Source organism: Neorhizobium sp. T25_27 (assembly GCF_002968565.1).
Taxonomy (GTDB): domain Bacteria; phylum Pseudomonadota; class Alphaproteobacteria; order Rhizobiales; family Rhizobiaceae; genus Neorhizobium; species Neorhizobium tomejilense.
The window spans coordinates 557,035-582,618 of the sequence record NZ_PVBJ01000003.1 but is presented as its reverse complement, the minus strand read 5'-3'; the positions used below and the strand labels follow the sequence as shown (position 1 = coordinate 582,618).

The following is a 25,584-nucleotide window of genomic DNA, read 5'->3' as shown; positions in this document are numbered from 1 at the left end:
TTCCTAAAAAAACAGGTTTGGACATCATCATGAAAAACAAAGAGACCACAGGGCAGGCCATCGCTCGCTCACTCCTCGAAAACGGTGTGGACACTGTCTTCGGCATCCCCGGCGCCCATATGTACGATTTCAACGATGCTCTCTATGAAAAGCGCAACGAGATCCGTTTTATCCATACCCGCCACGAGCAGGGTGCGGGCTACATGGCATACGGTTACGCGAAGTCCACTGGACGCATCGGCGCCTATACGGTTGTGCCCGGCCCAGGTGTTCTCAATTCCGGCGCCGCCCTATGCACTGCCTATGGAGCGAATTCCCCGGTCCTGTGTTTGACGGGCAATATCATGTCGCACTTGATCGGCCAGGGCCGTGGCCAGCTCCACGAGCTGCCCGACCAGCTGGCGACCATGCGTGGGATCACGAAGGTCGCAGAGCGGATTGATCATCAGTCCCAGACCGGAACGGTCATGGCCGAGGTGATCGGAAAAATGCTCTCCGGACGTCAGGGACCCGGAGCGGTCGAGGCGCCTTGGGATGTCTTTGGAATGACAGGCCCGGAGCTCGATCTTCCTGAAACCAGACGCGCCGCGGACCCCCAAGTCAATCCTGACAGTATTCAGGCTGCGGCTGCTATCCTGGCAAACGCCAAAAACCCTCTGATTATGGTAGGCGGAGGCGCTGTTGATGCGGGTGCGGAAGTTGCTGAATTGGCCAAAGCGCTTAAAGCGCCGGTGACGTCCCATCGATCGGGAAAGGGCATCGTAAGCGACGAGCATCCCAACTATCTGAATTTTGTCGCTGCGTTCGATTACTGGAAAGATACCGATGTGCTCATCGGTATCGGTAGCCGTCTTGAACTCGAATTCATGCGGTGGAAGTGGCTTCCCAAGGGACTCAAGGTTATCCGGATCGATATCGATCCAACGGAAATGGTCCGGTTGAAGCCGGACGTTGGAATTGTCGCGGACGCAAAGGCGGGCACCGCAGCTTTGACCAAAGCCGTGGGACCATCGGACAGAGCGGCGCGAACTGATGAGTTCGCGGCCCTGAATCGCAACGCGAAAGAACGGTTCTCAGCCGTTCAGCCTCAGGTCGATTATTTGAATGCGATCCGGGAGGCACTGCCGCGCGATGGTTTCTTTGTCGAAGAAGTCAGTCAGATGGGCTTCACCGCCCGGTTTGCCTTCCCCGTCTACGGGCCCCGACAGTATGTGACTTGTGGCTATCAGGACAACCTCGGGTTCGGCTTCAATACCGCGCTTGGAGTCAAGGTCGGCAATCCGGATAAGGCAGTCGTTTCAGTGTCGGGCGATGGTGGTTTCATGTTCGGTGTGCAGGAGTTGGCCACAGCCGTGCAGCATAATATCGCGGTCGTCGCAATCGTGTTCAACAACAATGCCTACGGAAACGTATTGCGCGATCAGAAGCAAGCCTATTCCGGCCGATACATTGGCTCAGACCTCACCAATCCTGATTTCGTAAAACTCGGCGAGAGTTTTGGCGTGAAAACATATCGCGTATCGTCCCCAGGCGAACTGAAATCGGCTGTCAGCGAGGCTCTGGAGCTGAACGCTCCCGTTCTCATCGAAGTGCCAATCGAGAAGGGATCCGAAGCAAGCCCCTGGCCCTTCATCCATCCCGCACCGCCTGCTGCATAAGAAGTCTCAACTGGGGTCTCAAAAGGATAGACATCTCCTCCGGTCCCGTTTTCGACACCGTCGTCGCCAGGCGTCGTGAACTGTTGACGACGCTTTTTCCAAGGTCATCGCGAGAGCGATCTCGGAAAAATATCCAATCGCACTGCGGCGATCACGATTGGAGTGCGGCGAACTACCAACGCCAACCAATCTCGGGGACTCTTTCCTTGACGAGTGACTAGAAAAATAGAGCGATCCTATCCCTCATAAAGCGGGCCCCTTGTCACAGCCGACATTTCCAATGTCTCGATCGACAGATGCGGGTCCAGCGCACGCAGGAAGCTGGCAGCATCGAAAATCACGGCCGGCGGGTTCGCGCCGATATTGAGGATGTTGCCCAACAGGATGCGCTGGACCGCTTCACATATGATCGGCGCCGTGACGGCGTAGATGTCCTGGCCCTGTGCGACGATCTGGCGGTGAAGGGCTCCTTGCGTGACGACGACCTTGACGGCGAAGCGCTGCGCCGAACGTCCGGTTTCGTCGACAGGCTGCGGTGCAGGCGTGGCCGGATCGCGTAGATCCCGAAGCGCGGTCGTGCTGAGAAAGGTGTGCAGCTCCTTCGTCCGGACGTGACGGGCGATGAGTGGTACTTCCGAAAAGGGAAGCTCGACGAAGGTCTGCCGGCCGAACGGGGCCGGTAGGACGGATACCTTTTCCATAGGTGGTTGATGGACTGGCTCCATCTGGCCGCCGCTGATGGCAAGGCGCTTCGCAGTGTTCTTTTCTCCGGTCACGCGGGTCCCCCTTGTGGGGAGCCAGCTGTCGAGCGCAACGTGGATTTCGATGGCGTCGGCGTGATCCCATTCGTCCATAACGGTTGCGACGAGCAGATCGGCCAGGCCGCCGTAAAAGCCCATTGCGGGTATGACGACGACTCCTGCATCGCGGGCCGCAATCTCGTGGCGCTCGAACGTCGTTTGCACGCTGGGCTGCTCTGCCGTCACGTCCAGATAGTGGATGCCTGCTCGCAACGCGGCACGTACCGCAGCGTCGGCCGTATCCATGAACGGTCCGGCGCAGTTGATGACCGCCGCCGCCCCGGCAAGGGCTCGGTCCAGCGCCGCGTCGTCTTCCACTGCAGCTTCACGGCGTTCGATACCCAGCTCGGAAAAGCCAGCCTCCGCCAGCCGCGCTCCGCTCCGGCCGATGGCGATCGGCTTGGATCCGCGCCGCAACAATTCGGCGACGACAAATCGGCCAGTATGGCCACTCGCACCTATGACCGCTACGGGCTGTCGTGTCCTGATGATATCAGCTTGATCAATGGTCATCGCTCTCTCCTTCGCTACAGACCGGTCCGTTGCTACCAAAACATACAGGTCTGTAGCGCGTCAAGTAGCTTTCTGCTACAAGGGGGATATTGGAGATCGAGTCATGGCAAAGAACACAGCGAACCCTCCCGCATCCGGTACGAAAGAGGTCCGGGACAGAATTCTTGAGGCAGCATCGGAGCTCTTTTACCGGCGTGGCGTGCGCGCTGTCGGCGTCGACCTGGTGGTGGAAAAATCCGGCGTCGCCAAAACCAGCCTCTACCGCCATTTCGGTACGAAGGACGACTTGATCGCCGCTTTTCTCAAGCGCGAGGACCTGGATTTCTGGTGCACCTGGGAGCAGGTGAGGCAACAGCATCCGGACGATGCCGCAGCCGAACTCGACGCCCATCTCGAATGGATCGGCGAGCGGGTCGGACGGGACCACTACCGGGGTTGCCCACAGATCAATACGGCGGCCGAGTTTCCAGAAGCGGATCATCCTGCTCGCAAGGTCGCGAAGGCCCACATGCGCGAGCTGCGGCGACGCCTGAAGACCATAGCCGAGGCGCTCGCGGTTGCCGCACCCGACCGGCTTGCCGGTCAGCTTGCGGTCCTGATCAACGGCGCCTTTGTCAGCATGCAGGTCTTTGAACCCGGGGAGGCAACCAGCTTGCTCCGCGATGCTGCCCATGCTTTGATCGCGGCCAGTCACGACTGATTGAACTCAGAACTGTTGAGCATGGGATGGCCCGCCGTGTTTGCAGGAGCTTTTTCAGTTCCTGCGCAGTCTGCTTCAACGTGTGCGGTCTCACGGTAATGCCGTGGCCACGGTGAATTCCGCACATCCGGAGCCTCAATAATCAACACGGCTTCCATGACCCATTTCCACTGCTGGGCTTTCCGGACGCCGGTCAACTGTCAGGCTGTTTTCCTTCTCGCAAACATCATGGACTGCTTATAGGTTCAGCCGACCGTCTCAGGCCAGAGCGGCGCCGTATGTTCGCTCGAATGACATCCCTTTCGTAAGACTGCCACGCAATGGGGGCGAGCTTGTTTGCGAGCGTCACGATCAGGTCGTTTACGATGCCTTCCTCTGGCAGATAGCCTTCGGGGCCATTGCCCGAGCGGAGAGCGTCGCTCTGATTGAGGGTAGTTCGCATACTTCGTTCACTTTCCTCTCGATCCGGGTGATGCGCACAAGCTTAATGTGCGGAAGAAATCGGCGCGTTTCGGCTCGTTGTGCCCATCGGGCGTGTAGGCTTGCGTGATTCACGGGAGCGGAAGGTTGTGCTGGTTCTCACTCAATGGAGGACGCCTCTACCGAATCCCTGTGCACTTCGGCACATTCTACCTCAGGCATGCGCCTATCGTCGGTCCGTTAGACAAGCGACAGGAACCAAGCACATGGATGTCTTCCGACCGAAATACGTGACGTTCGATTGTCACGGCACGCTGATCAACTTCCAAATGGCAGAAGCCGCCAAGGATCTGTTCGGTCATCTTTTGGATGGTCCGCGCATGGCTGAATTCATCAAAAATTTCCAAGCCTACCGCGTGGATGAGGTGCTGCAGGACTGGAAGCCTTATGCCGATGTCGTTCACAACGCCTTGGAGCGCACATGTCGCCGCAACAACGTCCCATTCGCTGACGAAGACGCGCAGACGATCTATAGCCGCATCCCGACCTGGGGCCCACATCAGGACGTGCCCGAGGGATTGGCGAAACTGGCCAAAGAAATTCCGCTGGTTATCCTTTCGAACTCCATGGTCGCCCAAATTCCGTCCAACGTGGCAAAGCTTGGCGCGCCATTTCATGCTGTGTACACCGCCGAGCAGGCGGGTGCCTACAAGCCGCACCTGAGGGCGTTCGAATATTTGTTCGATATGCTGGGTTGTGGTCCGCAGGACATCACGCATGTTTCCTCATCTTTCCGCCACGACCTGATGTCTGCCTATGATTTGGGGATCAAGAGCAAGGTCTGGGTTAACAGAGGCCATGAACCAGCCAATCCCTTCTACGAATACACCGAGATCCCTGATGTGAAGCATCTGCCAGGCGTTTTCGGGCTTTGAAGGTCGGCAATGGGCGTGGCCTCTTGCAAAGCACGCGCCCATTCCGGGAGTAGCCGGCGGAGCTTTCCGAACGCTGCAAGACAGGCAACTTCGCGGGTTCTCGCTGGAGCGTTTGATCTCGCAGCGTCAGAACAACCCTCCCCAACGGACGAGGATTCTTCAAATTGGGTGCTTCTCGTGATCTCCTCGCCGATGGAACAGGTCAATTCAATGGCTCCATGCCAGCGAAAGGCGACCATTTACCTTGCTCGGTAGCCTCAACTGAAGCCTATTTTCGCGCTGCCGCGGCAATGTTGGCCGTGCCGCCGAGCTGCGAGCCTGACATATCGGGGGCACTGTTGGAGCGCCACTACGGATTGACAGGATCGATTGTGCCATTGTCATCGGAGGTCGAGCGCACAGTTGCGGTGAACTTGGCGGACGGCCGCCGGCTGATCCTGAAGACGTCGATGAGACCGGAGGCGGTCGACAGCTTTGATTTTCAAACAGCGGCCTTATCCGAACTACAAGGGGCATCGGGCTTTATTGCACCCGAGGTGCTCCGCACGAGCAATGGCGGATTGATGTTTGACCAGGACGGAGTATGCGGATATTTGCAGACCCGGATTGATGGCATTCCGTTGCACCAGGCGACGCCAACTCCCGACCTGCTCTTTCGAACCGGCTACGCTCTGGCTCGCCTGGACTTAGCGCTTGAACCGGTCAGTGTGGCCGCGGCCCACCGTCCCATACTTTGGCAGCTCGGCTGCTGGCCGCATTTGATCGAACTGGAGCAATACCTCCCACCCGGGCTCACCGCTGATTGCGTGCGCATAGCGATGGCGGATTATGTGGAGTTCGTCGAGCCACAAATCTCGAATGTGGCGTGGCAGGTAGTCCACAATGATCCCAGCCCATTCAATATGATGGTGACCGGTCAGGAAATGGGATTCATTGATTTTGGTGACGGCTGCTGGAGCCCCAGGATCCAGGATCTGGCGATCGGCGCAAGCCACGTCGTAAGGGATCCGACCCTTCCTTTGGGCGGAGCCGAGCATCTTATTGCCGGCTATGCCTCCGTCACTCCACTTTCGGCGCTGGAAGCAAAACTGCTCGTTGGACTGATGCGGGCGCGGCAAAGCGCACTGCTTCTGGTCAATTATTGGCGATCCCATCTTTTTCCAGCCGACGCCCAGTATATCAAAAAAAATGTTGCGCGTGCCGAGCGGGGCCTTGCCATCCTGAGACCTCTCGGCGTTGCAGCGGGCGAGTCGGCAGTCCTCGCTGCGGTGTCGTTGTCGCGGCCGTAACGTCCTCTTGGCTCGCCCGACGGACGCCCGGAAATTGATCAAGCTACCTCGCAACAGGGAGAAGCACATGTCCACAGATCTCATGCCAAATCGTTACAGGCCCGGCGAAGCGGATCTTCCCAGACGCGAGTCGGAGTTGATTGCGCGCCGTGATGCAGTTCTTGGGGCCTCTTACCGGCTCCAGTACCGTCGGCCTGTGCATTTCGTTCGAGGTGAAGGCATGTGGCTCTACGACCCAGACGGCCGAGGCTACCTCGATTTCTACAACAATGTGCCATCTCTCGGCCACTGTCACCCAGAAGTAAACGCCGCAATGGCTGAGCAGGCGGGCCGGATAAGCGCCAACACGCGCTATCTTGAGCCAAAGCTCATCGACTATGCCGAGCGATTGGTCGATACTTTCCCAAGTGGGCTGGACCGGGTGGTTTTCACGTGTACGGGAAGCGAATCCAACGATCTGGCCCTGCGTATTGCGCGGTTTGCGAGCGGCAACGAAGGGGTGATCGTGTCCACCCATGCGTATCACGGCACCAGCGCTGCGACCGCCGCGGTCTCCCCGAACTTGGGCGACGCTGTCAAGCTCAGCCCGTTCGTGCGCATGGTGTCGATACCCGGGCCAGCAGGCGTCCCGGACGGCCAAGCTGCCGATTTTTTCGAAGCACAAATCCGCTCGGCCATCGCGGATCTGAACCGTCGGGGCATTGGTGTTGCAGCGCTGCTCCTCGATAGCATCTTTTCCAGCGATGGCGTCTGGGTAGATCCAGCTGGCTTCATTGCCAGCGGCGTTGCCGCGGTGCGGGACGCAGGTGGTCTCGTCATCGCCGATGAAGTCCAGCCCGGCTTTGGCCGAACTGGCGAGCATATGTGGGGTTTTGAGAGGCACGGGATTGTTCCGGATCTCGTCACTCTCGGCAAGCCCATGGGCAATGGATTTCCAATCGGTGCTGTCGTTGGTCGCAAGGCGCCAATGGAGCAATTCGGTACCACCTCCCGCTACTCAAACACCTTCGCAGGAAATACCATTGGGATTGCGACGGCGGACGCCGTGCTCAGCATCCTCCAGCGTGACCAGATCCCCAGAAGAGCACTTTCCATGAGCCAGCATCTCCGGGCTGGACTGGAGAAGATCGAGCAGCAGACCTCCACGATCCGCGCAATCCGAAACGCTGGCCTTTTCTTCGGCATCGACATTGGACATGAGAGCGCACCGGCAACAGCCAGGCGCACCATGGCTTTAGATTTGGTCAACGCAATGCGGGACGACGGCGTTTTGGTTAGCACGACGGGAGCCAACGAGGATTCCCTGAAGGTGCGCCCACCGCTCGTTTGCCAGGCAGAGCATGCCGACCTTTTCCTTGCATCGTTCGAGCGCGCCCTCAGCAAGGTAGCAGGCTATGCTTCGTAACCGAGAGCAGTTGCCCTTCCTTCGACCGCGCCGAGACGGCGACTGCGGGATTCTAGTTGCGGCAGTACGTCAAATCCGGGCTGTAGTCAGAGAGCGCTGTGGCGCCTACGGGCTGTTGGCCGCGATGCAGTGCGCATCGCTGATCGATGGGTTCGATGGAGACTGCCCGGCGCGGGGCGTGGATGCTGTCCGCGCGGCTCGATGCGGAGAACCCACAGGCCTCTCGGAGGGACCCGTCAACTCAGAGCTTCTGAGAGTCGTCAAATGACCTGCACTAGTGAAACTATCTCCGGCGAGAATAAAACAACGCGCACCCATCCACGCGCGGCTTTCTGGCCCGCTCGACCCCCGGCGCGAGCCACCAAAGCCCCGGGTTCCAAACAGCGGTTCGACCTCGCCGGGCCGTGTGCTGGCAAATTATGGATGGCGTTCAACGAGCTCTGATCGAACAAAGCATCGTTTCGTTGGCCTCCGAATAAGGAATGTGTCCGCCATGGCGCCCAAATAAGTAGGTGGTGGTGAGACAAGTGGCACGGGTGTGACTGGCAGCTGGCCTTCGACTAACTCAGTGCGTGACCGGCCAATCCGTAAACCCATGGGCCATTCTCCGACCGGTTCAGAAACCTCCTGCCCTTAGACATTGTTATCGTCGTTTCGGAAACAGCGAGACCGCACTGCTCTACGAAATTCGCGAAAGGCCCTTCCTCTCGCGTGTCGATCCGCGTGTGCTGATCCTTCAGCAAATTCAGATGCCACGCGGCGAGGTGGATCGCATCCTCATCGTTTCGAGCGACAATTGGACCAACTACATGACCAGGTCCAAATTTGTGACGCATGGCATACCCAACGACCACGCCACCGCGTCGAAGTACACAAGTCACCGCCCCCTTTGACAGCTGCGCCAGGAGTCGCGCGCGCTCGGTTCCGAACGCCTCGGTGTCGCAGGAAGTTACTTCGTTGATACGGGCGGCCGGGAGTTCACTCAACGTTCCATCTAAGATTGGCAGCACTGGTAGCGCGCAAACGATGCCACGGTGCAGGAAGACCGTTGCCTCGGTTTCGAATCCAAGCGAGACATACATGGGGTAAGCGGCTCTCGTCGAGTTCAGGCTGAGGTTTCGGTCTTGGCAACGATCCAGCACCTGCTCCATCAGCCACCGACCGGCGCCATGAGCCTGGGCGCGGGGGGTCGTAATGACTACTCCGACGGTGGCGAAATCCTCGCCCTGAGGAAACCACATCGCACTGCCGAAAACCCGCCCGATCCCATCGACGGCGACGATGCCTTGTCCTACGCGTCGCAGGAATTCCCAATCCGCAGGCCTGTGAGGCCAACCGACGCCAATCGAGAGCCCATGCAGCAATTGCACGTCAACTTCGGCGATGTCCTGCGCGACCAAATCAAAGGACTTCACGCGAACCGATTTTGCCACTTCGACTCCTTTGTGTTTGACAGATCGGGCGAACTTGCGAGGGAACAAGAGCCGGTCCCGTCAAAAAAGCCAGAACGATTGTCACCGTCCACATAGTGGCGCCCGCAAGCCAGCAGGATCAACCGCATCCGAGGATGCTGTTCGATATCTTTTGCCGAATGTCAACGCCATTCCGCACAGAAGCCTTCCCCGTCACGGCTAGCCTGTCGATCAAGATCACATTGTTAGCCGGGTGCAATATGACTAAGCCCGCTTTTCGAGGAGCAACTATGTGGCGGCGTCGTGATGTAAAAAAACTGCGAGGCATGTTCAGGGCAATGCCAATTTTGACGGTGACGATACCATGCTCGATCCGCTTGGCTTGAACCGGCGCCGAATTCGTTCGTCCCTCAAGTTTCCGTTCGCTGCTGCAGCAAGAGCGCTGGAACTTTTTCGCCTCAGCCGCTATCAGCGTGAAGGAGCAACTGACAGCTCATGCATGCATGTGCGGGATGTGCGCCATGTCGTCGGAACATCGAAAGTCCGCATCTGACGAAAATCTCGTTCTGAAGCCCGCCGGCGCATGAGTTCCGGATGTACTTTCGTTGGGCGAGGCCATAGAGCGATCGGTATGAAAACCAACCCTCGAGGGCCAGAATCAAAGCTTGCACCCCAACTCGGTGAGAGCGAGCGGATATTCTATGACAATGGTACCCGATGCAACTCGAACATGTTGGGCGGCTACTCGAACTTAAGGTATATGAATCGGTGAACCTGGGCATAGGTGACGCAGAGGTTTCGGCGACAGCGGGTGACTATTCGGCATCGGAAAACGAAGCCGAGAGAAAACAGCAAGGGAACGGACGTGAAGCTTGACCGTATCGACATCCGGATCCTGCATGAGTTGCAACGCAATGGCAGGCTGACAAATGTCGAGCTTGCGGACCTCGTGCATCTATCGGCCAGTCCGTGCCTTATGCGCGTCAAAAAGCTACAGCAGTTGGGGTACATTACCGGCTATTCGGCTCATATAGATCTGGCGAAGCTTGGCCCGTCGGTCACCATCTTCACCGAAATCACGTTGAGCAATCACCGCCACAACGACTTTTCCCGATTTCAACAGGCCATCGAGAAGGTCGAAGAAGCAATCGAGTGCCATGTGGTTTCTGGTGGCTACGACTACCTGATAAAATTTGTCACCGCCAGCATCAGCGACTATCAGGAGCTGATGGAGCGCCTGCTTACAGCAGAAATCGGTATAGACAAATATTTCAGCTTCATTGTGATGAAATCGCCTTTCATCAAGCATCATCTACCCCTCAAGACATTGTTTCACGATTGAGCCTGCAGAGATCACTTTTGGCGAGCCTGAGGCCGGCGGGGTCAGGCTCACCCGCGATGTCCTGGGACGCCGCCAACGTGGATTCAGTGCCGGGTGAGCCTTGCCAGTAGCCGTTGCTGCGTCACCTCCCAGTAGCGGGGCTTCTCCCGTGTTCGAACGTCGCGCAACCACCGGAAGCAGCCGGTGAGGTCGCACATTGCGTGCTGACGAAACGGGTTGCGGATCTGCAACGTAAGCCGAGGCCGCCATGCAGCTCCTTGACGGTCTCCTTAGCCGAACGACGTGTCCTTAGTAGCGTTCAGGCAGCAATGCGACACAGGAAATGTCGAGCAGCAACTTAAAACCGCATGAAGTCACTGAATTGAGCGCCTAAAAAGCATGGAAACTTGGGCTTTTGCGATGACAATCACAAGGCATTTTCGCCCTTTCGAACAACAGAGCCAACGGCAAAATCCCAATTAGCGGAAGCCATTAAATGAAAGATAGCAACTATATCACCCTTTCCAAACTTGAACCTCGGCATCTAAAGGGTGCGCTGAATCTTTCTCAGGAGTTTTCTTGGCCCTACGGCCTGGAAGATTGGGAATTCGCTGCCAGTCGGGGGGAGGGTTTCGTGTTGGAACGCGGCGGCGAGGTTGTCGGAACAGCGCTGTGGTGGTGCTATGGCGCCAACTATGCCACCGCCGGAATGATCATCGTAACCACGAAGGTTCAAGGTGGCGGTCAAGGCTCCCGGCTTTTCAACGCTTTACTGGAAGCGACCAAGGATCGAAACGTCCTGCTCAACGCGACCGAAGAGGGGCTGCCGCTCTATCAGCGCCGCGGCTTCCTGCCTTGGGGCAAGGTCCTGCGGCATCAGGGCATGTTGACCGCTGCACCAGACACCGAGCTTCACGCGGACATTCGCCCCGCCAATGACCAAGACTTAGCGGCCATCCAGACTTTTGATCAGCTAGCAATCGGCATGCCTCGACAGGAACTGGTGAGCGCGCTTACCGATGTCGGCGATACGCTCGTTATCATCCAGGATGGACAATTTGTCGGATATGCCATCGCGCGAAAATTCGGTCGTGGTTATGTGATCGGACCCGTTGCGGCCAACTGTGCTGCCGACGCAAAGCGCCTGATCGTTGCCCATCTTGGCAACCTAGCCGGCCAATTTGTTCGAATCGACGTTTATGCCCAGGAGGGGTTGAGCGATTGGCTCCAGAGTTCTGGCTTGCAGCTTGTTGGTGAGGCCGTGTCCATGGTGCGGGGAAGTGCACCGGAGCCTGTTTCCCCCGCTCGAATGTATGCGGTGGCAAACCAGTCGTTTTGCTAGCTGCGCAGCCTCAAAGCTTTGCTGCCGAGCAGACTTCGTCGGGAGGTGGTCTTTGAGCCGATACTACCATCAGCTCTGTGCCGTTTGTGGCGGTAAAGCCATCGGGCAGTTCGACGCAGCGTTCGTCTGAGGTGTTCCAGGCAATCTTGGTCCCATGCGCGCAAGCTTCTCTGAACAAGCACCCATGTTTGCCGTGGCTGGCAAGACGGGCTAGGTGAAGATCTAGCGAGACATGCGCGGCCAACAAGGGTTTCGTTCGGGTTGCTAAAACGATGCCCGGTGCCGCGCAGTATCAAGACCAGACCGGCGTTCAGCGGATGCGGTCACCGCTGGTCCCATTTGTCCAACATCCCATAGTACCAAACGGCCAAGGGAAGAAACCATGGCTTCCCGTTGTAATAAGGGCGGGTCTCAAAGCTGAGTTCGCTATAAACGGTCTTGCCCTGATCATTGCCGAGCATTTTGTTGGCCATTTTACCGCCAAGCCAGCTGGAGCGCGCGACGCCTGTACCGTTGTAGCCGCCGGCGAAATACATGCCATCGATGGTGTCGATGTGTGGGAAATGATCGAAGGTGAACCCCAACTGGCCGTGCCAGTAGTGGCTGATTTTGCGCGCATTTAATTCCGGAAAGATGTTGACCAGCAGGCTGCGAAGATAGGTTGCGTTCCTGGTGTTGCTTTCTAGTGTGCCGCTCATGTTGAGGACCCGTCCACCCAAGATGATCCGAGTTCCATCAGGTGAAGGGCGATAATAGGTTACAACTCTCTGGCTGCCGGCAAGCATCTGCTGCTTCGGCATCAATTTTCTCATGAGCTCTGGTGGCAGCGGTTCCGTTGCAACCAAGCCGCTGCCCACGGGGATGATGCGCCGCTTCAGATAGGGCAACAGCGCGCCGCTGTACCCGTTCGTCGCGATCAGAACCTGGCCTGCCGTGACATCTCGACCCTGAACTTTGAAACTGAAAGCACCAGCCTTTTGCTGAAGTTCGCTTACTCGCGCGTTGCTGAACACGCGCACGCCCAGGCGCTGGGCAGCCCTTGCGAGGCCTTTGACGTATTTTGCTGGATGAAGCCCAGCATAACCAGGCATCGCGACACCGCCGTGATAAAGTTCGGAACCGACTTCCTTATGCTGGTCCACCCGCGGAACCATATAGGCATCGCATGGGAGCACCTTGCGAATGCGTTCTATGTTGGCGCCCAGCCTGTCGTAGATACGCGGGGTCATTGCTCCCTTGAAATATCCGACCACTTTGAGGTCGCAGTCGATTTGTTCCCTTGCGACAACATCTTTGACGTATTGCAGCGATTGAAAGCTCTCCTCGACGACGCGTCGAGCCATATCTACGCCAAAAGAGGTCATCGCCGTATCGAAGAAGGCCCAGCCGGGTCCTAGAAACCCGCCGTTGCGCGAAGATGCACCCCAGCCCGGTGCGTCAGCGTCATAGACAGTGACCTGCTTGCCAGCCCGTGCAAGAACAAGCGCAGCGTTGAGGCCGGTGAAGCCGCCGCCGATGATTGCGACCTCGGTGGAGGCGGGGATATCATCGGCATTGGCTCCGTCCGGGCGGGCCTCGTCCCACCAAAAGGGGCTGGCAACGGCATCATCGCTGAAGAAGGGCGCTTTCAAGGTAGACATGCTTGTCACTCACATTGTGTGGTATGCGCAGGAGGCGCTGCATCCGAAACCCGCCGAACAACGAGACCCTGTGGGTGGATAGTCGGCACGCAGCTTCAGATGACTGCGGATGTCGGGACAGTTAATGTTGGATATCGGTGTGATACGGAAGAAAATGACGTTTTGGCCCCGCTCCGGCGCATCAGCTGCTGAATGAGACCGAAACAATCAAAACCTTCCATATCAATGAGTTCACGCACCCTGGACCTGCTACAACATAAACCACGCATGCTTGCCCTCGGCTTCGCAAGGGTTCGCCAGTCCAGTCTCAGGAGCACTTCAGCTCAGCGGTAGCCGAGCGTGATGCGGCGATGTTTCCAACCGAAACAACTCGGTCAGCAGATTTTCTGTCACAGGAGATGGGTGATCCCTTTGTTAACGCCCATCTTAAGCAACGATTCAGACGACATGAATTGCCATCGTGGCGCCCTTTCAGGCATCTTCCACCGGTGGCTCGGACTGGCCGCATAGTCGTGATGCGAGGTGAACCATGGTGACCGAAAGAGAAAGCCAGTTTTTCATTGGCGGAGAATGGCAGGAATTTGCGGGTGTTGCCCGCCTGCCTGTCGTCGATCCCTCCTCGGAGCTGGTTGTTGGGCATATCGCCGCGGGAAGCGCTCATCACGTCGACTTGGCGGTTGCAGCGGCGCGTAAAGCCTTCCCCGGCTTCTCTCAATCGTCGGTTTCCGAACGGCTCGGTCTGCTCGGCAGGATGCATTCGCTCCTGAAGGACAGAGCGGAGATATTCGCGGAAGCGCTCGTTATGGAAATGGGGGCCGCAATCAGTTTCGCGCGAGCCTCCCAGGTTCCCTTCGCTGCCGAACACATTCGTGTCCAGATGGAGGTGCTCGAGAAATACCGCTTCGTGACGATCGATGGGCACACCGCCACCGCCAAGGAAGCGATCGGAGTTTGCGCGCTGATCACGCCCTGGAACTGGCCACTCTACCAGATCACCGCGAAGGTAGCCCCAGCGATCGCCGCTGGATGCTCGATCGTCCTCAAGCCAAGTGAGCTGTCGCCTTACAGCGCCCTCCTTTTTGCCCAGTTGATGCACGACGCCGGTACGCCGCCAGGGGTATTCAATCTGGTGAACGGCACTGGCGAGAGCGTCGGCGCAGCGCTCGCGAGTCATCCGGAGGTTGACATGATCTCCATCACCGGGTCGACCCGTGCAGGGGTACTCGTCGCGCAGGCGGCTGCACCGACGGTGAAGCGGGTAGTCCAGGAACTCGGCGGCAAGTCGCCCAACATTTTGCTCGATGACGCAAATTTCAGCGAGGCGGTATCAAAGGGGGTCCTGGCCGGCATGCGAAATGTCGGCCAGTCATGCAGCGCCCCAACGCGCATGCTGGTACCAGCGCATCGGCTCGTCGAAGTGGAGGAATTAGCCAGCGAAACTGCGCGTGCCATCACCGTCGGCGCGCCGCTCGATCCGGCAACCGGCATGGGACCGATCGCAAATCGTGCCCAGTTTGAGCGGGTGCAGGCTATGATCCAGGCGGGAATCGACGACGGCGCCAAGCTGCTGTGCGGCGGGCTAGGGCGTCCGGCGGGCCTCGACAGGGGCTTTTTCACGCAGCCGACGATCTTTTCCAAGGTCACGTCCGACATGCGCATCGCTCGCGAGGAGATCTTCGGGCCCGTGCTTTCGATCATGCCGTACATGGACGAGGACGACGCGATTGGGATTGCCAATGACACCGTTTATGGATTGGGCGCGCATGTGCAATCTTCGGATCCGGAGCGGGCTCGGCGGGCTGCCGCGAGGATCCGTGCCGGCCAGATTCATATCAATTATCCAGCTTGGAACGGGGCTGCCGCGTTCGGTGGCTACAAGCATTCAGGCAACGGCCGTGAGTATGGCGTTCACGGGCTCGAGGAATATCTCGAGACAAAGTCCATCCTCGGCTACTGACGCGGCGACGCGGCGCGGTCCGCCCGCCAGGGCTGCGGCTTCAACGACTGACGAAGCATCGTCAGGAACGCGGCAGTTCGGGCGCTGCGCCCGTGCCGCGAGCCGAGCATGGCGACGATATCGGCCGACGGAAGCTTCCAGTTGGGGAGTACCTGCCTCAATCGTCCCTCGGCGAGATCTTCTGCCACGTTCCATTCGGATCGGATCATGATCCCTTGGCTGGCCAGCGCCCAATCCCGTATAACGGCACCATCGTTGCTCGACATGACGGGATTGACCCGCACAGTCGCGGTTTCAGTCCGTGGTCCTTTGAAGCGCCACAATGTCACGTCCTCATCGTTCTCCCGAACCGCCAGACAGCGATGTTGAGCAAGATCCGCGGGCGCTGTAATCGGCGGTGCGGAGGCAAGGTAACTCGGACTTGCACAGAGAATCCTGTGGTTGGGTGCCAATGTCGTCACGACCTGGTCCAGATGTCCCGGACCACCGATGTGCACGACAACGTCATAGCTCTCGACGAGCAGAGCAATCGGGTGGTCCGACAGCTGAAGGGTCGCCGTCGCGCCCCGGTGTTCTCGAGCGAAGGCTTCCACGACCGGTGCGACGTAGAGCCGTCCGAATCCATGTGGTGCCGCGACCCGGAGATGCCCGCGAACGGCACCCCTCCGGTCAGCTATCGCCTCAGCCAGCGCATCAATGGCTTCGCTGACGATCACGCTGTGTGACGCGACCAACGAGCCCTCTTCCGTCAGGAGAAGTCGTCGCCCGGAGCGGTCGATCAGCCGGACCCCCACTTTCTCCTCGAGCGCGCGCAAGCGCTGGGTCACCGCCGGAGGCGTAACGTTAAGCTTTCTCGCGCTTTCGGCCAGCGATTTCGATCCTATGACGACCGAAAAGAAGGCAAGATCGTCGGATGTCAGCATTAATCCAGACCTGAAGCAAACATTCAGATAGCATTAATTGTCATCTTTATGGTTTCGCGACAAGCTCAAACTGAGATGGGAGACCGAAGTATGAGTCTAGCGACGATCGAGGCGCCCAGCCGCCTGACCACCGTTACCAGCCTCGAGGCGCTGGAAACGCCCTGCCTAGTCTTGGACGCGGACCGGATGGACCGGAATTTCAAACGACTCAGGAGCCGGCTGGACGGCTTGGGCGTGTCGCTGCGGCCGCACCTGAAGACCACGAAGTCGATCGAGGTGGCCCGGCGGATCATGAACACGCCTGAGGGGCCGGCTACCGTTTCCACGCTGAAGGAAGCCGAGCAGTTCGCCGCCGCAGGCGTGCGCGACATGATTTATGCGGTCGGCATTGCGCCGGCAAAGCTGGCGCGTGTCGCCGAATTGCGCGCCAAAGGCGTCGATCTCGTGGTCATTCTGGATAACGTCGAGCAGGCAACGGCGGTCGCCGAGGCATCTCGGGATGCCGGAATGCGCATCCCGGCGATGATCGAGATCGATTGCGATGGCCACCGCTCGGGCGTGATGCCCGCCAATCGCGCCCAACTCCTGGACATCGGGCAGATACTGGCGGCAGGCGCCGATCTGCGTGGCGTTTTGACCCATGCCGGCGATAGCTACAAGGGTGGCGGCGTTGAGGCGCAGCAGCGCTATGCGGAGGTGGAGCGGCTGGCCGTGGTGGAGGCAGCACGGATTCTTCGCGAGGCTGGCCTGCCATGCCCCCTCGTCAGCGTCGGTTCGACCCCGACGGCCCATCACGCGAAGGATCTTGCCGGCGTGACCGAAGTCCGCGCCGGCGTGTTCGTATTCTTCGATCTGGTGATGGCTGGCATCGGGATTTGCGAAGTCGATGATGTCGCGCTGAGCGTTCTTGCGACGGTTATCAGCCACCAGCGCGAGAAGGGCTGGATCATCACCGATGGTGGATGGATGTCGTTGTCGCGGGACCGGGGTACCGGCAAGCAGGTCGTCGATCAAGGGTATGGTCTTGTCTGTGACATCGATGGCACTGCCTATCGGGACATCATCGTTACCGACGCGAACCAGGAGCACGGCATTATCGCTGTGCGGCCGGGGACGGACGCGCGCCTCCCCGATCTGGCAGTTGGGGACCGAGTGCGGATCCTGCCGAACCATGCCTGCGCGACCGCTGCACAGCATGCAGTCTATCATGTGGTCCGCGGTCGCTCGCATGTCGTCGAGGCCTGTTGGCCGCGTTTTGGAGGTTGGTGATGTCGAAATCCACAACAGTAGATACCGACCGTGCACCCAGACCTGCGGGTCACTATTCGCAGGCGAAGCTGGCGGGTGGGCAGCTTTATATTTCCGGGCAGCTCCCGGTCCGCCCGGATGGGCAGCCGCTTGCAGACGACAGTTTTGAAACGCAGGCGGAGCAGGCCATCGACAACATGCTCGCGGTTTTAGTGGCTGCCGGCGGAACCCCGGCTGATATCGTCAGGGTAACTGCCTATATCGTCGGTGTAACCCATTGGCCCCGCTTCAACCAGGTTTATGCAGCGCGGATGGGGGACGCCCGCCCGGCCCGAACGGTCGTTCCGGTGCCCGAACTTCACTACGGCTATCTCGTCGAAGTCGATGCGATCGCCGTCCTCACGCAAAACGCTGCCCCCCTACACACCGAAGCTGGCCTCGACGCGATCGGTCTCGTCGATCGCAACCGCGGCTATTGAGCCACAAACAGAACAGCAAGGAGAAAACATGCCCCTTCTCAAGACCATTGTACCGACCAGCACGGAAGCTCCGCGTGAATCCAAGCCGGCGCCGGAACGCCTCATATCCGGCGACCCCTCATTCAAGACATGGGCCCAGGATGTAGCGAGAGGCGAAATGATTCACACTGGTGTCTGGGAGGCCACACCCGGCCTCACGCACTCTATTAAGGGTGAGACCTTCGAGTTTTGCCACATCCTTCAGGGGGTCGTTGAAATCACCCCAGATCAGGGGCAGCCGGTTACCTACAGAGCGGGAGACAGTTTCGTGATGAAACCAGGATTCGTCGGCACCCGGCGCACTGTGGAGACCGTTCGGAAGATCTACGCGACGGTCACGTAACAGGCCATGGCCCTGCGGCCGGTCCTTCGCGAAAAAATTGCCGGTGCTGCAGCGAAAAGATGCGGCCTCTGCGCCGCGGCACTGGCCGCCGCCCGCACCGGAAACAGGCGGCAGAACTCTGTCAAATTATCGTCCGATCTTCCAAGGGTGTGAAGATAATGTTGCGCGCCTCCTACGAAGACAACCAATTGGCTACTCCGGCATACGCTCAAACATCACACGTCTCTCCTGGGGCAGGCTGACGGTGCACTGAAACCACCTAGGTAATTGGAGCGTCTGACACCTCTTCGGTCGCTCCCGCCTCTATCCGCACGGTTACTTCCGAATCACGGAAGAGAGAGCAAACGCGGTCAGGGTATCGCGCACGCCTGGCATTTCGGCTATCGACTGCCAAATCTGCCTTATTCGGTCAGCCTCGGAAGACTCGACTCTGACGAGAAGGTCGAAATCACCAGTCATCACGTCGCAGGCTACGACTTCGGGGATTTTTCTCAGTGCCTGAATAACCTCTCCACCCCTCATGCGATCGTGCCGGTAGACGAAGATCAGTGCTGTCGTGACCTGTTGACTGCTCCCTCCATCACCAGTGATGATGGTGTATCCTTTGATAAAACCTTCTCGCTCAAGTCGCTCAATCCGGGCTCGCACGGCGTTGCGCGAAAGATTTACCTTCGCCGACAACTCCGCGTGCGAAGTTCGACCGTTTGTCTTCAATTCGACAAGTATCTGTTCATCCACTTTATCAAGAAGGTATTTCATGAATTGTGACCGGTGATCAGCGTAGGAAATCGGGCGTTACCGACAGATAAGCTAACACGGCAATTTCAGGCAAGAAGGCTGTTTTTTTCCGGCTTGCGAAGTGCTTCGCCGTCGAGGCCATTATGAAACCTGGAAGTGCCTCCTGTTCCGCGTCGGTCAGTGGCCGAACTTCTTTGTAACCCCGCAACAGGGCGTACGCCCTCTCCTTGTTCAGTTCTCCGTTGGGTTCCCCGGTCCAGCCGACAAGTACATCCGCAATCTCAGATACAAGTACACCATCGTGACGCAGCCTGAAGTTAATTACACCGCTTACTTGGTCCCCGATAAAAAAGACATTCTGTTGGGCCAAGGCACCATGGACCGCTCCAGTTGGAAGATCCGCTGAGGTGCGTTTTACATTTCGCTCCAAGCCAGTATGAATTCGAGCCATCACATGCCCTAAGCTTTGGCATTTCGCCGGGCCTGCAATGGTGGGTGAGGAACCGGGCACGAAGCTGACGACGGCGACCAATCGGCCTGCAGCCCGACATGTGGCGTGGCCTTCGACGGTACGCAACGGCTTTGGGCAGGGAATGCCCTTTCGATAGAGCTCCTCCATGGTCTCGAAAGCTCTTTCCAAATCTAAAGGTTGCGCCCCGTTCTCGAAAAGCGTGACGATGAATTCGCCTTCTTTGGCGCGGAACAGGTATGTCGTCTCGGTGTCGCCGTCTGCGATCCCAATCACCGAGAAAAGCGAGGTGAGGCCATAGGCTGCAGTGATCGACTGACGATCTTCGTCAGAAAGCTCGGTAAAAACGGCCATTTCCGACCCCTTATTCGGTTGACGACCTCAGCGACATATTCTTGAACTGCGCCCCGTTTATCGAAGAGCTCTTCGACTTGGCGGGGCAGATACCTTCCGCTGCACAAATCGGCGTTCGCGAGCCCGGCCGCTTTCGATGGGCTCAATTCCCATTGCAGTTCTCTAGTCCAAAATTCTAGCGTGACGCATTGCATCAGTGATTGCTTCTTGAACAGGTGGACTCACGCCGACGAGTGGAAGGCGCAGGTCGCCCCTGATTTTTCCAAGCCGGTTCAAAGCGTATTTCGCACCGGCAGGACTGGCCTCGAGGAACAGTGCGTGGTGAAGCGGCATCAATTGGTCTTGCAGAGCCAGCGCAGTGGTGTAATCGCGATTAAGGCATGCCCGTTGAAACAACGCGCAAAGCCGGGGAGCTACATTTGCAGTCACCGAGATGCAGCCGTGACCGCCATGAGCCATGTAACCCAGCGCCGTGCCGTCTTCGCCGGTCAGGAGATTGAACTGCTTGCCGCAGGCAATCCGCTCAAGTGAGGGGCGCAGGAGATTGCCTGTCGCATCCTTAACGCCCTTGACGTTCGGGCAATCGTTGAAAATACGGGCAAGCGTTTCGACCTGGATATCGATCACACTCCGACCTGGGATATTGTAGATAAGTATTGGGATTGAAGCTTCGGCATCGATGGCCTTGAAGTGCTGATAAATGCCCTCCTGCGTGGGCTTGTTGTAGTACGGGGCGACGATCAACAAACCATCCGCGCCAACCTCCTGCGCGTGCCGCACGTAGCTGATTGCTTCCTCGGTGTTGTTGGAGCCTGCACCGGCAATAACAGGAACACGACCCTTCGCAGTCTCGATGGCGACTTCAACGACGCGTTTGTGCTCGCCATGGCTGAGGGTTGGGCTTTCACCTGTGGTTCCGCAAGGGACAAACCCTGACGTGCCCTCTGTGATCTGCCATTCGATGAGGCTGCGAAATGCAGCGTCATCGACTTTTCCATCGGCAAACGGAGTGACTAGCGCGGTGATAGATCCTGTGAACATTTTAGCTTCCGAATGTGAAAATGGGCTAATCGGCCACGGTGCCGGTCAACGCGGCAGCATGGTGATGCAGACGACCTTCGGCTGGGTCATGTCTTCGTAGGCAAAACGGACGCCTTCGCGTCCCATGCTGCCATATTTGAACCCGCCAAAGGGCATCGCGTCGAACCGGTAGTCGGACGATTGATTGATCATGACACCTCCGGCATCGATCCGTTTGGCGGCGTCAAGCGCCGCGGCGAGATCGTTGGTAAAGATACCAGCCTGAAGGCTGTATTCCGGACTGTTTGCCAGCTGTATCGCCTCATCCAAGTGATCGAACGGCTGCAGGATGACGACCGGCGCAAAGACCTCTTCATTTAATACGTCGCAGGTCGCCGGCACGTTTTCCAGCACGGTCGGAGGATAAAGGGTGCCGGAGGGCTTGTGGCCGCAAAGCAGCGTCGCGCCGGCAACAATCGCGCGGTCGACCATGGCAGCCGCGCGGTTTACCGCCTTTTCGGAGATCATTGGGCCAATGTCAGTGTCACCTTCCATCGGGTTACCTGTCTTTAACTTGAGGGTCTGAGCCACAAACTCCGTCTTGAACCGTTCATAGATCGGGCGCTGGACCAAAATCCGCTGGGTACCAATGCAGTTCTGGCCCGCCGCCCAGAAAGCACCTGACACGCAATCCTCGACAGCGGCGTCGATTTGGCAGTTTTCCATCACGATAACTGGTGCATTGCCACCGAGATCCATCGCGAGCTTCTTGATGCCGGCAGATTTTGCGATGGCCTCGCCGCTTGCAAAACCGCCTGTGAAGGAAATCATTCGAACCTCCTTGGCTGAAACGAGCGCCTTGCCCACGTCCGCGCCGCCGACGGCGACCGAAATCACCTCATCCGGCAGGCCGCTTTCGACCAACACGTCCACCAGCTTGATCGCCGAAAGAGGCGTAAGCTCCGAGGGCTTCAGGAGTACAGCATTGCCGCCGGCAATCGCGGGGCCGAGCTTATGCGCCACGAGGTTAAGCGGGTCATTGTAAGGCGTGATCGCCGTGATGATGCCGAGTGGCTCTCGAGTGTACCAGCCTTGACGGGATTCGGATCCCGCATAGGCATCAAACGGAATGACTTCGCCGGCGTTCCGTTTGGCTTCTTCCGCAGAGAGCTTCAAGGTGTTGACACACCGAGTCGTCTCCTTTCGCGCCTGGGTTATTGTCTTGCCGGCTTCCCGCACGATCAGGAGCGCGAATTCCTCTTGACGGGCTTCCACGGTCGCTGCAGCCTTTTCTAAAATTGCGGAACGCCGGTAACGAGGGAGCGACCGGGCGATCTGCGCCCCACGTTTGGCGCTCTCCAGCAGCAGGTATACCGCGTTTGCAGTGGTCTCGGACACCGTTCCTACGAAGCTGCCGTCGAAGGGATCGCTGACGATGATCTCGTCTGAAGAGGTCTTCTTATTCACGGCAGCGCTCGGCATCACGCAGCCTCCTTCGCGAGGTTGCCCGATTGGGCGCGGTGGATGGCAACAATGTCCGATAGCAAGGCATAGGCGGTCTCAATCCGGCCAGCACCCGGGCCGGTGACCGTGACAGACCCGAGCAGCTCGGTGTTAAGAGATACCGCATTGGTGGCGCCGTTCACGCCGGCGAGCGGATGCTCGAGCGGAAGCTGCCTGGGAGAAACGCTGCCCGTTACCGTCCCGTCAGCATTGCGAACGGCAGATCCGATCAGCTTCCAACGGCTATTCGCCGTTGCCGCTGCCTCGATGTCGAAACGTGAAATGCCTGATATTCCCTGGCAGGAGACTTTCTCCGGCTGGAGATTTGCCCCCAGCAGCTCGTTCGCGAGGATCACAACCTTGAGGCGAACGTCGAAACCCTCTACGTCGGCTGTCGGATCGGCTTCAGCATATCCGAGCGCCTGGGCTTCTGCGACAGCGCTGGTGAAATCGAGACCGCTCTCCATGCGGCCGAGGACAAAGTTCGAGGTGCCGTTCAGGATCCCCTCGAACCCTTTGATTTCCGCGCCCGCAAAGCAATTTTTTGCCATCCGGATGACCGGTGTGCCGCTCATGACGGAGCCCTCATACTCGAAATGAGCGCGGTTTGCTTTAGCAAGAGCCTTCAGCTCCTGGGCGGCGAGTGCGACTGGCCCTTTGTTCGTGGTGACCACATGCTTGCCGGACTTGAGCGCCCAGCGGCAGTGCGAAACAGCCGGCTCGCCATCCTTCGGGTTTGTGAAGGTTGCTTCCACGACGATGTCCGCCGGCGCGGTATTAATGACCGTCGCGTTGTCCGCTTCCGCGCTGCCGCCAGAGAGACCGCCAAAGCCGCCCTTTGCGAAATTCGCTTCAACGAGCGTCTTAGCGTCGAGGCCGTTTGGTGAAATCACGGAGCCGAGATAGAGGTCGCTGACAGCAACAATATTCAGGCGGAAACCGAGATCCCGCTCCCACAGCGAGTTTTTCGTCGCGATGAGCTCAGCCAGCGCGCGATTGACGCCACCAAATCCAATGAGAGCGATGTTGTACGTTTCCATATGGTTTCCTCCGATGAAGCGATTTACGCGCACATTATCAGAGGCGGATCACTCAGTCGGAACAGAGCAAACAGACTAATCTGCAGCTCACAATGCTCAGTCCACTGCCGTCTTGCCCTTTGACTGCCGGCCAGGGTAATTAGTCTTTGCTGCATATGGCATTAGTGGAAACTTGAACGGCTCCGCCGACTATTCCAGGGACGCACTTGTAAATGCCAGCCGATCGTGAACCAAATATGATTCATTCGCCTTTCGTCACGTTCAATTGTCCCATTCGTCCTGCAATTTGCCGCCGCTTTTTACCCGCGGTTCGCGCTGTCACCGCATTTGGGCCCGACGGGTTTTCACGATTTGGGACGGCGAACTCGGGCTTCCCGGGGTCATCAGAAACCCAAAACTGCACAAAATGTTCACGACCAAATTGATCTATATTGACACCAATACCAAAACCAATCCTATATTGATCGCATTATGAACCCGATTGGTAGCGAATGGTGCTGAACGTGAAAACAAATGAGACACATGAGATTTCCCGCGCCGCGCCTTCCCAGGCGGCTTTTGCAGTAGTCGGCGTCCCCACCCAGCTGTTCATCGATGGCGAATGGATCTCCGCAAAAGGGGGCCGGACCTTCGACGTCATTGATCCCTCGACCGAAGAGGTTCTCGCCTCAGTCGCTGATGGCGACGTCCCGGAAGCAATTGCCGCTGTCGACGCGGCAGAAAAGGCCGCGGCGGGCTGGAAGGCAATTCCGCCGCGGCGGCGCTCGGACATTCTCATGAAGTGTTTCCACCTGATGCATGATCAGGCAGAACGGCTGGCGCGAATGATCACGGTTGAGAATGGCAAGTCGCTTCCGGACGCGAGATCGGAAGTCACCTATGCGGCTGAGTTTTTCCGCTGGTATGCGGAAGAGGCCGTCAGGGCGCCCGGTGAACTCGGGCCTGCGCCGGCAGGTGGAAACCGGATCATGGTGACCCACGAGCCGATCGGTATTGCCATACTGGTGACGCCGTGGAATTTTCCGGCAGCAATGGCGACCCGCAAGATCGCTCCAGCACTGGCCGCAGGCTGTACATGCATCCTCAAGCCCGCAGCGGAGACCCCACTGACTGCGCTGGCAATTGGCGAGATCATGCAGCAGGCAGGCGTTCCGGCCGGTGTAGTCAACATTGTGACAACAAGGAGGTCGGGCCCCGTCGTCAGCGCGATGCTGCACGACAAGCGGGTGCGCAAGCTCTCGTTCACGGGCTCGACAAATGTCGGTCGAATATTGCTGCACGAAGCCGCAGATCAGGTCATCAGCTGCTCAATGGAGTTGGGTGGTAACGCGCCCTTCATCGTATTCGACGACGCCGATCTTGAGACGGCTGTCGCCGGTGCAATGATTGCCAAGATGCGCAACGGCGGCGAAGCCTGTACCGCCGCAAATCGATTTTACGTGCAGAAGGGAATTCTGGCAGATTTTACACGGCGGTTTGCCGAAGAGATGGCGACGCTCAAAGTCGGGCCGGGACTGGAACCTGCCAACCAGCTCGGGCCAATGATCACCCGGGCTGCGGTCGCCAAAATAGATGACCTGGTGACCGATGCCGTTGCCAAGGGAGCTCGTATCGTGAGCGGTGGTACCAAACTCAGCGGCCCTGGTTTTTATTATCCGCCGACCGTGTTGGCCGACGTCTCTCCCGATGCTGAGATACTTCGCGAAGAGATCTTTGGGCCAGTTGCGCCGATCATTGCGTTCGAAACCGAAGACGATGTTGTGCGGATGGCGAACGACACCGAATATGGATTGGTGTCCTATGTCTTCACCCGGGACCTCAAGCGCGCTCTTGCGGTCGCTGGCCGCCTGGAAAGCGGCATGGTCGGGATCAACCGCGGTGTCGTCTCCGACGCTGCCGCGCCGTTTGGCGGCGTGAAACAGAGCGGCCTCGGACGCGAAGGTAGTCATCACGGTATGCTGGAATATCTCGAAGCAAAGTACATCGCCGCGACGTGGTAGGTCCCGGCGATCAAGGCAGGTCGTCGCGGCTCGATG

The 25,584-nt window shown here is 58.3% G+C and carries 22 protein-coding genes; 13 read left to right on the top strand and 9 right to left on the bottom strand.

Annotated features, from left to right (window positions below; all coding sequences use genetic code 11):
- Window positions 1-29: 29 nt before the first annotated feature.
- Window positions 30-1,658: a thiamine pyrophosphate-dependent enzyme gene (locus C5J24_RS12950; protein WP_105404701.1), complete on the top strand. Its 1,629-nt coding sequence runs from the start codon at window positions 30-32 to the stop codon at window positions 1,656-1,658.
- A gap of 236 nt (window positions 1,659-1,894) precedes the next feature.
- Here C5J24_RS12950 and C5J24_RS12945 read toward each other — a convergent pair whose 3' ends face one another.
- Entirely contained in the window at window positions 1,895-2,971 is a 1,077-nt protein-coding gene (locus C5J24_RS12945) for a trans-acting enoyl reductase family protein (RefSeq protein ID WP_105404666.1), read from the bottom strand.
- Between the two features lie 103 nt (window positions 2,972-3,074).
- Here C5J24_RS12945 and C5J24_RS12940 point away from each other — a divergent pair, with 103 nt between their 5' ends.
- From C5J24_RS12940 to C5J24_RS12925, 4 genes are all read left to right on the top strand, one after another.
- The gene (locus C5J24_RS12940; protein WP_105404667.1) at window positions 3,075-3,671 is read left to right on the top strand and encodes a TetR/AcrR family transcriptional regulator; all 597 of its coding nucleotides are present in this window, start codon (window positions 3,075-3,077) and stop codon (window positions 3,669-3,671) included.
- 686 nt (window positions 3,672-4,357) lie between these two features.
- Window positions 4,358-5,026: a haloacid dehalogenase type II gene (locus C5J24_RS12935; RefSeq protein WP_105404668.1), complete on the top strand. Its 669-nt coding sequence runs from the start codon at window positions 4,358-4,360 to the stop codon at window positions 5,024-5,026.
- Between the two features lie 164 nt (window positions 5,027-5,190).
- Window positions 5,191-6,315, top strand: coding sequence for a phosphotransferase enzyme family protein (locus C5J24_RS12930; protein WP_245437495.1), 1,125 nt, complete (start codon window positions 5,191-5,193; stop codon window positions 6,313-6,315).
- Between the two features lie 67 nt (window positions 6,316-6,382).
- On the top strand, window positions 6,383-7,720 hold the full coding sequence (locus C5J24_RS12925) for an aspartate aminotransferase family protein (protein WP_105404670.1): 1,338 nt from the start codon (window positions 6,383-6,385) through the stop codon (window positions 7,718-7,720).
- 560 nt (window positions 7,721-8,280) lie between these two features.
- On the opposite strand, the gene C5J24_RS12920 is transcribed toward C5J24_RS12925, so the two are convergent.
- Entirely contained in the window at window positions 8,281-9,153 is an 873-nt protein-coding gene (locus tag C5J24_RS12920; RefSeq protein ID WP_105404702.1) for a GNAT family N-acetyltransferase, read from the bottom strand.
- Between the two features lie 343 nt (window positions 9,154-9,496).
- On the opposite strand from C5J24_RS12920, the gene C5J24_RS31830 reads away from it, so the two are divergent.
- From C5J24_RS31830 to C5J24_RS12910, 3 genes are all read left to right on the top strand, one after another.
- Complete coding sequence (locus C5J24_RS31830; RefSeq protein WP_172723943.1) at window positions 9,497-9,685, top strand: hypothetical protein; 189 nt, start codon at window positions 9,497-9,499, stop codon at window positions 9,683-9,685.
- A gap of 312 nt (window positions 9,686-9,997) precedes the next feature.
- Complete coding sequence (locus C5J24_RS12915) at window positions 9,998-10,474, top strand: Lrp/AsnC family transcriptional regulator (protein WP_105404671.1); 477 nt, start codon at window positions 9,998-10,000, stop codon at window positions 10,472-10,474.
- Between the two features lie 475 nt (window positions 10,475-10,949).
- On the top strand, window positions 10,950-11,795 hold the full coding sequence (locus tag C5J24_RS12910) for a GNAT family N-acetyltransferase (RefSeq protein WP_105404672.1): 846 nt from the start codon (window positions 10,950-10,952) through the stop codon (window positions 11,793-11,795).
- A gap of 323 nt (window positions 11,796-12,118) precedes the next feature.
- Here the strand turns inward: C5J24_RS12910 and C5J24_RS12905 are convergent, their stop codons facing one another.
- Complete coding sequence (locus tag C5J24_RS12905; RefSeq protein ID WP_105404673.1) at window positions 12,119-13,435, bottom strand: FAD-binding oxidoreductase; 1,317 nt, start codon at window positions 13,433-13,435, stop codon at window positions 12,119-12,121.
- 529 nt (window positions 13,436-13,964) lie between these two features.
- Between C5J24_RS12905 and C5J24_RS12900 the strand changes: the two genes are divergently transcribed.
- Window positions 13,965-15,392 (top strand): aldehyde dehydrogenase family protein, encoded by a 1,428-nt coding sequence (locus tag C5J24_RS12900; protein WP_105404674.1) that lies wholly within the window; start codon window positions 13,965-13,967, stop codon window positions 15,390-15,392.
- On the opposite strand, the gene C5J24_RS12895 is transcribed toward C5J24_RS12900, so the two are convergent.
- The gene (locus C5J24_RS12895; protein WP_105404675.1) at window positions 15,386-16,315 is read right to left on the bottom strand and encodes a LysR family transcriptional regulator; all 930 of its coding nucleotides are present in this window, start codon (window positions 16,313-16,315) and stop codon (window positions 15,386-15,388) included. The genes C5J24_RS12900 and C5J24_RS12895 overlap by 7 nt on opposite strands.
- A 90-nt stretch (window positions 16,316-16,405) precedes the next feature.
- Between C5J24_RS12895 and C5J24_RS12890 the strand changes: the two genes are divergently transcribed.
- Genes C5J24_RS12890 through C5J24_RS12880 form a run of 3 tightly spaced genes read left to right on the top strand, consistent with a single transcriptional unit; the run spans window position 16,406 to window position 18,424 of the window.
- Window positions 16,406-17,584: a DSD1 family PLP-dependent enzyme gene (locus tag C5J24_RS12890; protein WP_105404676.1), complete on the top strand. Its 1,179-nt coding sequence runs from the start codon at window positions 16,406-16,408 to the stop codon at window positions 17,582-17,584.
- The gene (locus C5J24_RS12885) at window positions 17,584-18,042 is read left to right on the top strand and encodes a RidA family protein (RefSeq protein WP_105404677.1); all 459 of its coding nucleotides are present in this window, start codon (window positions 17,584-17,586) and stop codon (window positions 18,040-18,042) included. The genes C5J24_RS12890 and C5J24_RS12885 overlap by 1 nt, the downstream gene beginning before the upstream one ends.
- 28 nt (window positions 18,043-18,070) lie before the next feature.
- Window positions 18,071-18,424, top strand: coding sequence for a cupin domain-containing protein (locus C5J24_RS12880; protein WP_105418318.1), 354 nt, complete (start codon window positions 18,071-18,073; stop codon window positions 18,422-18,424).
- Window positions 18,425-18,739: 315 nt separating this feature from the next.
- Here C5J24_RS12880 and C5J24_RS12875 read toward each other — a convergent pair whose 3' ends face one another.
- From C5J24_RS12875 to C5J24_RS12855, 5 genes are all read right to left on the bottom strand, one after another.
- On the bottom strand, window positions 18,740-19,183 hold the full coding sequence (locus tag C5J24_RS12875; RefSeq protein WP_105404679.1) for an Lrp/AsnC family transcriptional regulator: 444 nt from the start codon (window positions 19,181-19,183) through the stop codon (window positions 18,740-18,742).
- Between the two features lie 16 nt (window positions 19,184-19,199).
- Window positions 19,200-19,985, bottom strand: a complete 786-nt coding sequence (locus C5J24_RS12870) for a phosphotransferase (protein ID WP_105404680.1) — start codon at window positions 19,983-19,985, stop codon at window positions 19,200-19,202.
- A gap of 162 nt (window positions 19,986-20,147) precedes the next feature.
- Entirely contained in the window at window positions 20,148-21,026 is an 879-nt protein-coding gene (dapA, locus tag C5J24_RS12865) for a 4-hydroxy-tetrahydrodipicolinate synthase (RefSeq protein ID WP_105404681.1), read from the bottom strand.
- A 45-nt stretch (window positions 21,027-21,071) separates the two neighbouring features.
- A complete protein-coding gene (locus tag C5J24_RS12860) occupies window positions 21,072-22,487 on the bottom strand; it encodes an aldehyde dehydrogenase family protein (protein ID WP_105418316.1) in 1,416 nt (471 codons plus the stop codon).
- On the bottom strand, window positions 22,487-23,548 hold the full coding sequence (locus C5J24_RS12855) for a homoserine dehydrogenase (protein WP_105418314.1): 1,062 nt from the start codon (window positions 23,546-23,548) through the stop codon (window positions 22,487-22,489). Before C5J24_RS12855 ends, C5J24_RS12860 begins: the two co-directional genes overlap by 1 nt.
- Before the next feature lie 491 nt (window positions 23,549-24,039).
- On the opposite strand from C5J24_RS12855, the gene C5J24_RS12850 reads away from it, so the two are divergent.
- Window positions 24,040-25,548, top strand: a complete 1,509-nt coding sequence (locus tag C5J24_RS12850; RefSeq protein ID WP_105404684.1) for an NAD-dependent succinate-semialdehyde dehydrogenase — start codon at window positions 24,040-24,042, stop codon at window positions 25,546-25,548.
- The last annotated feature ends 36 nt before the right edge of the window (window positions 25,549-25,584 follow it).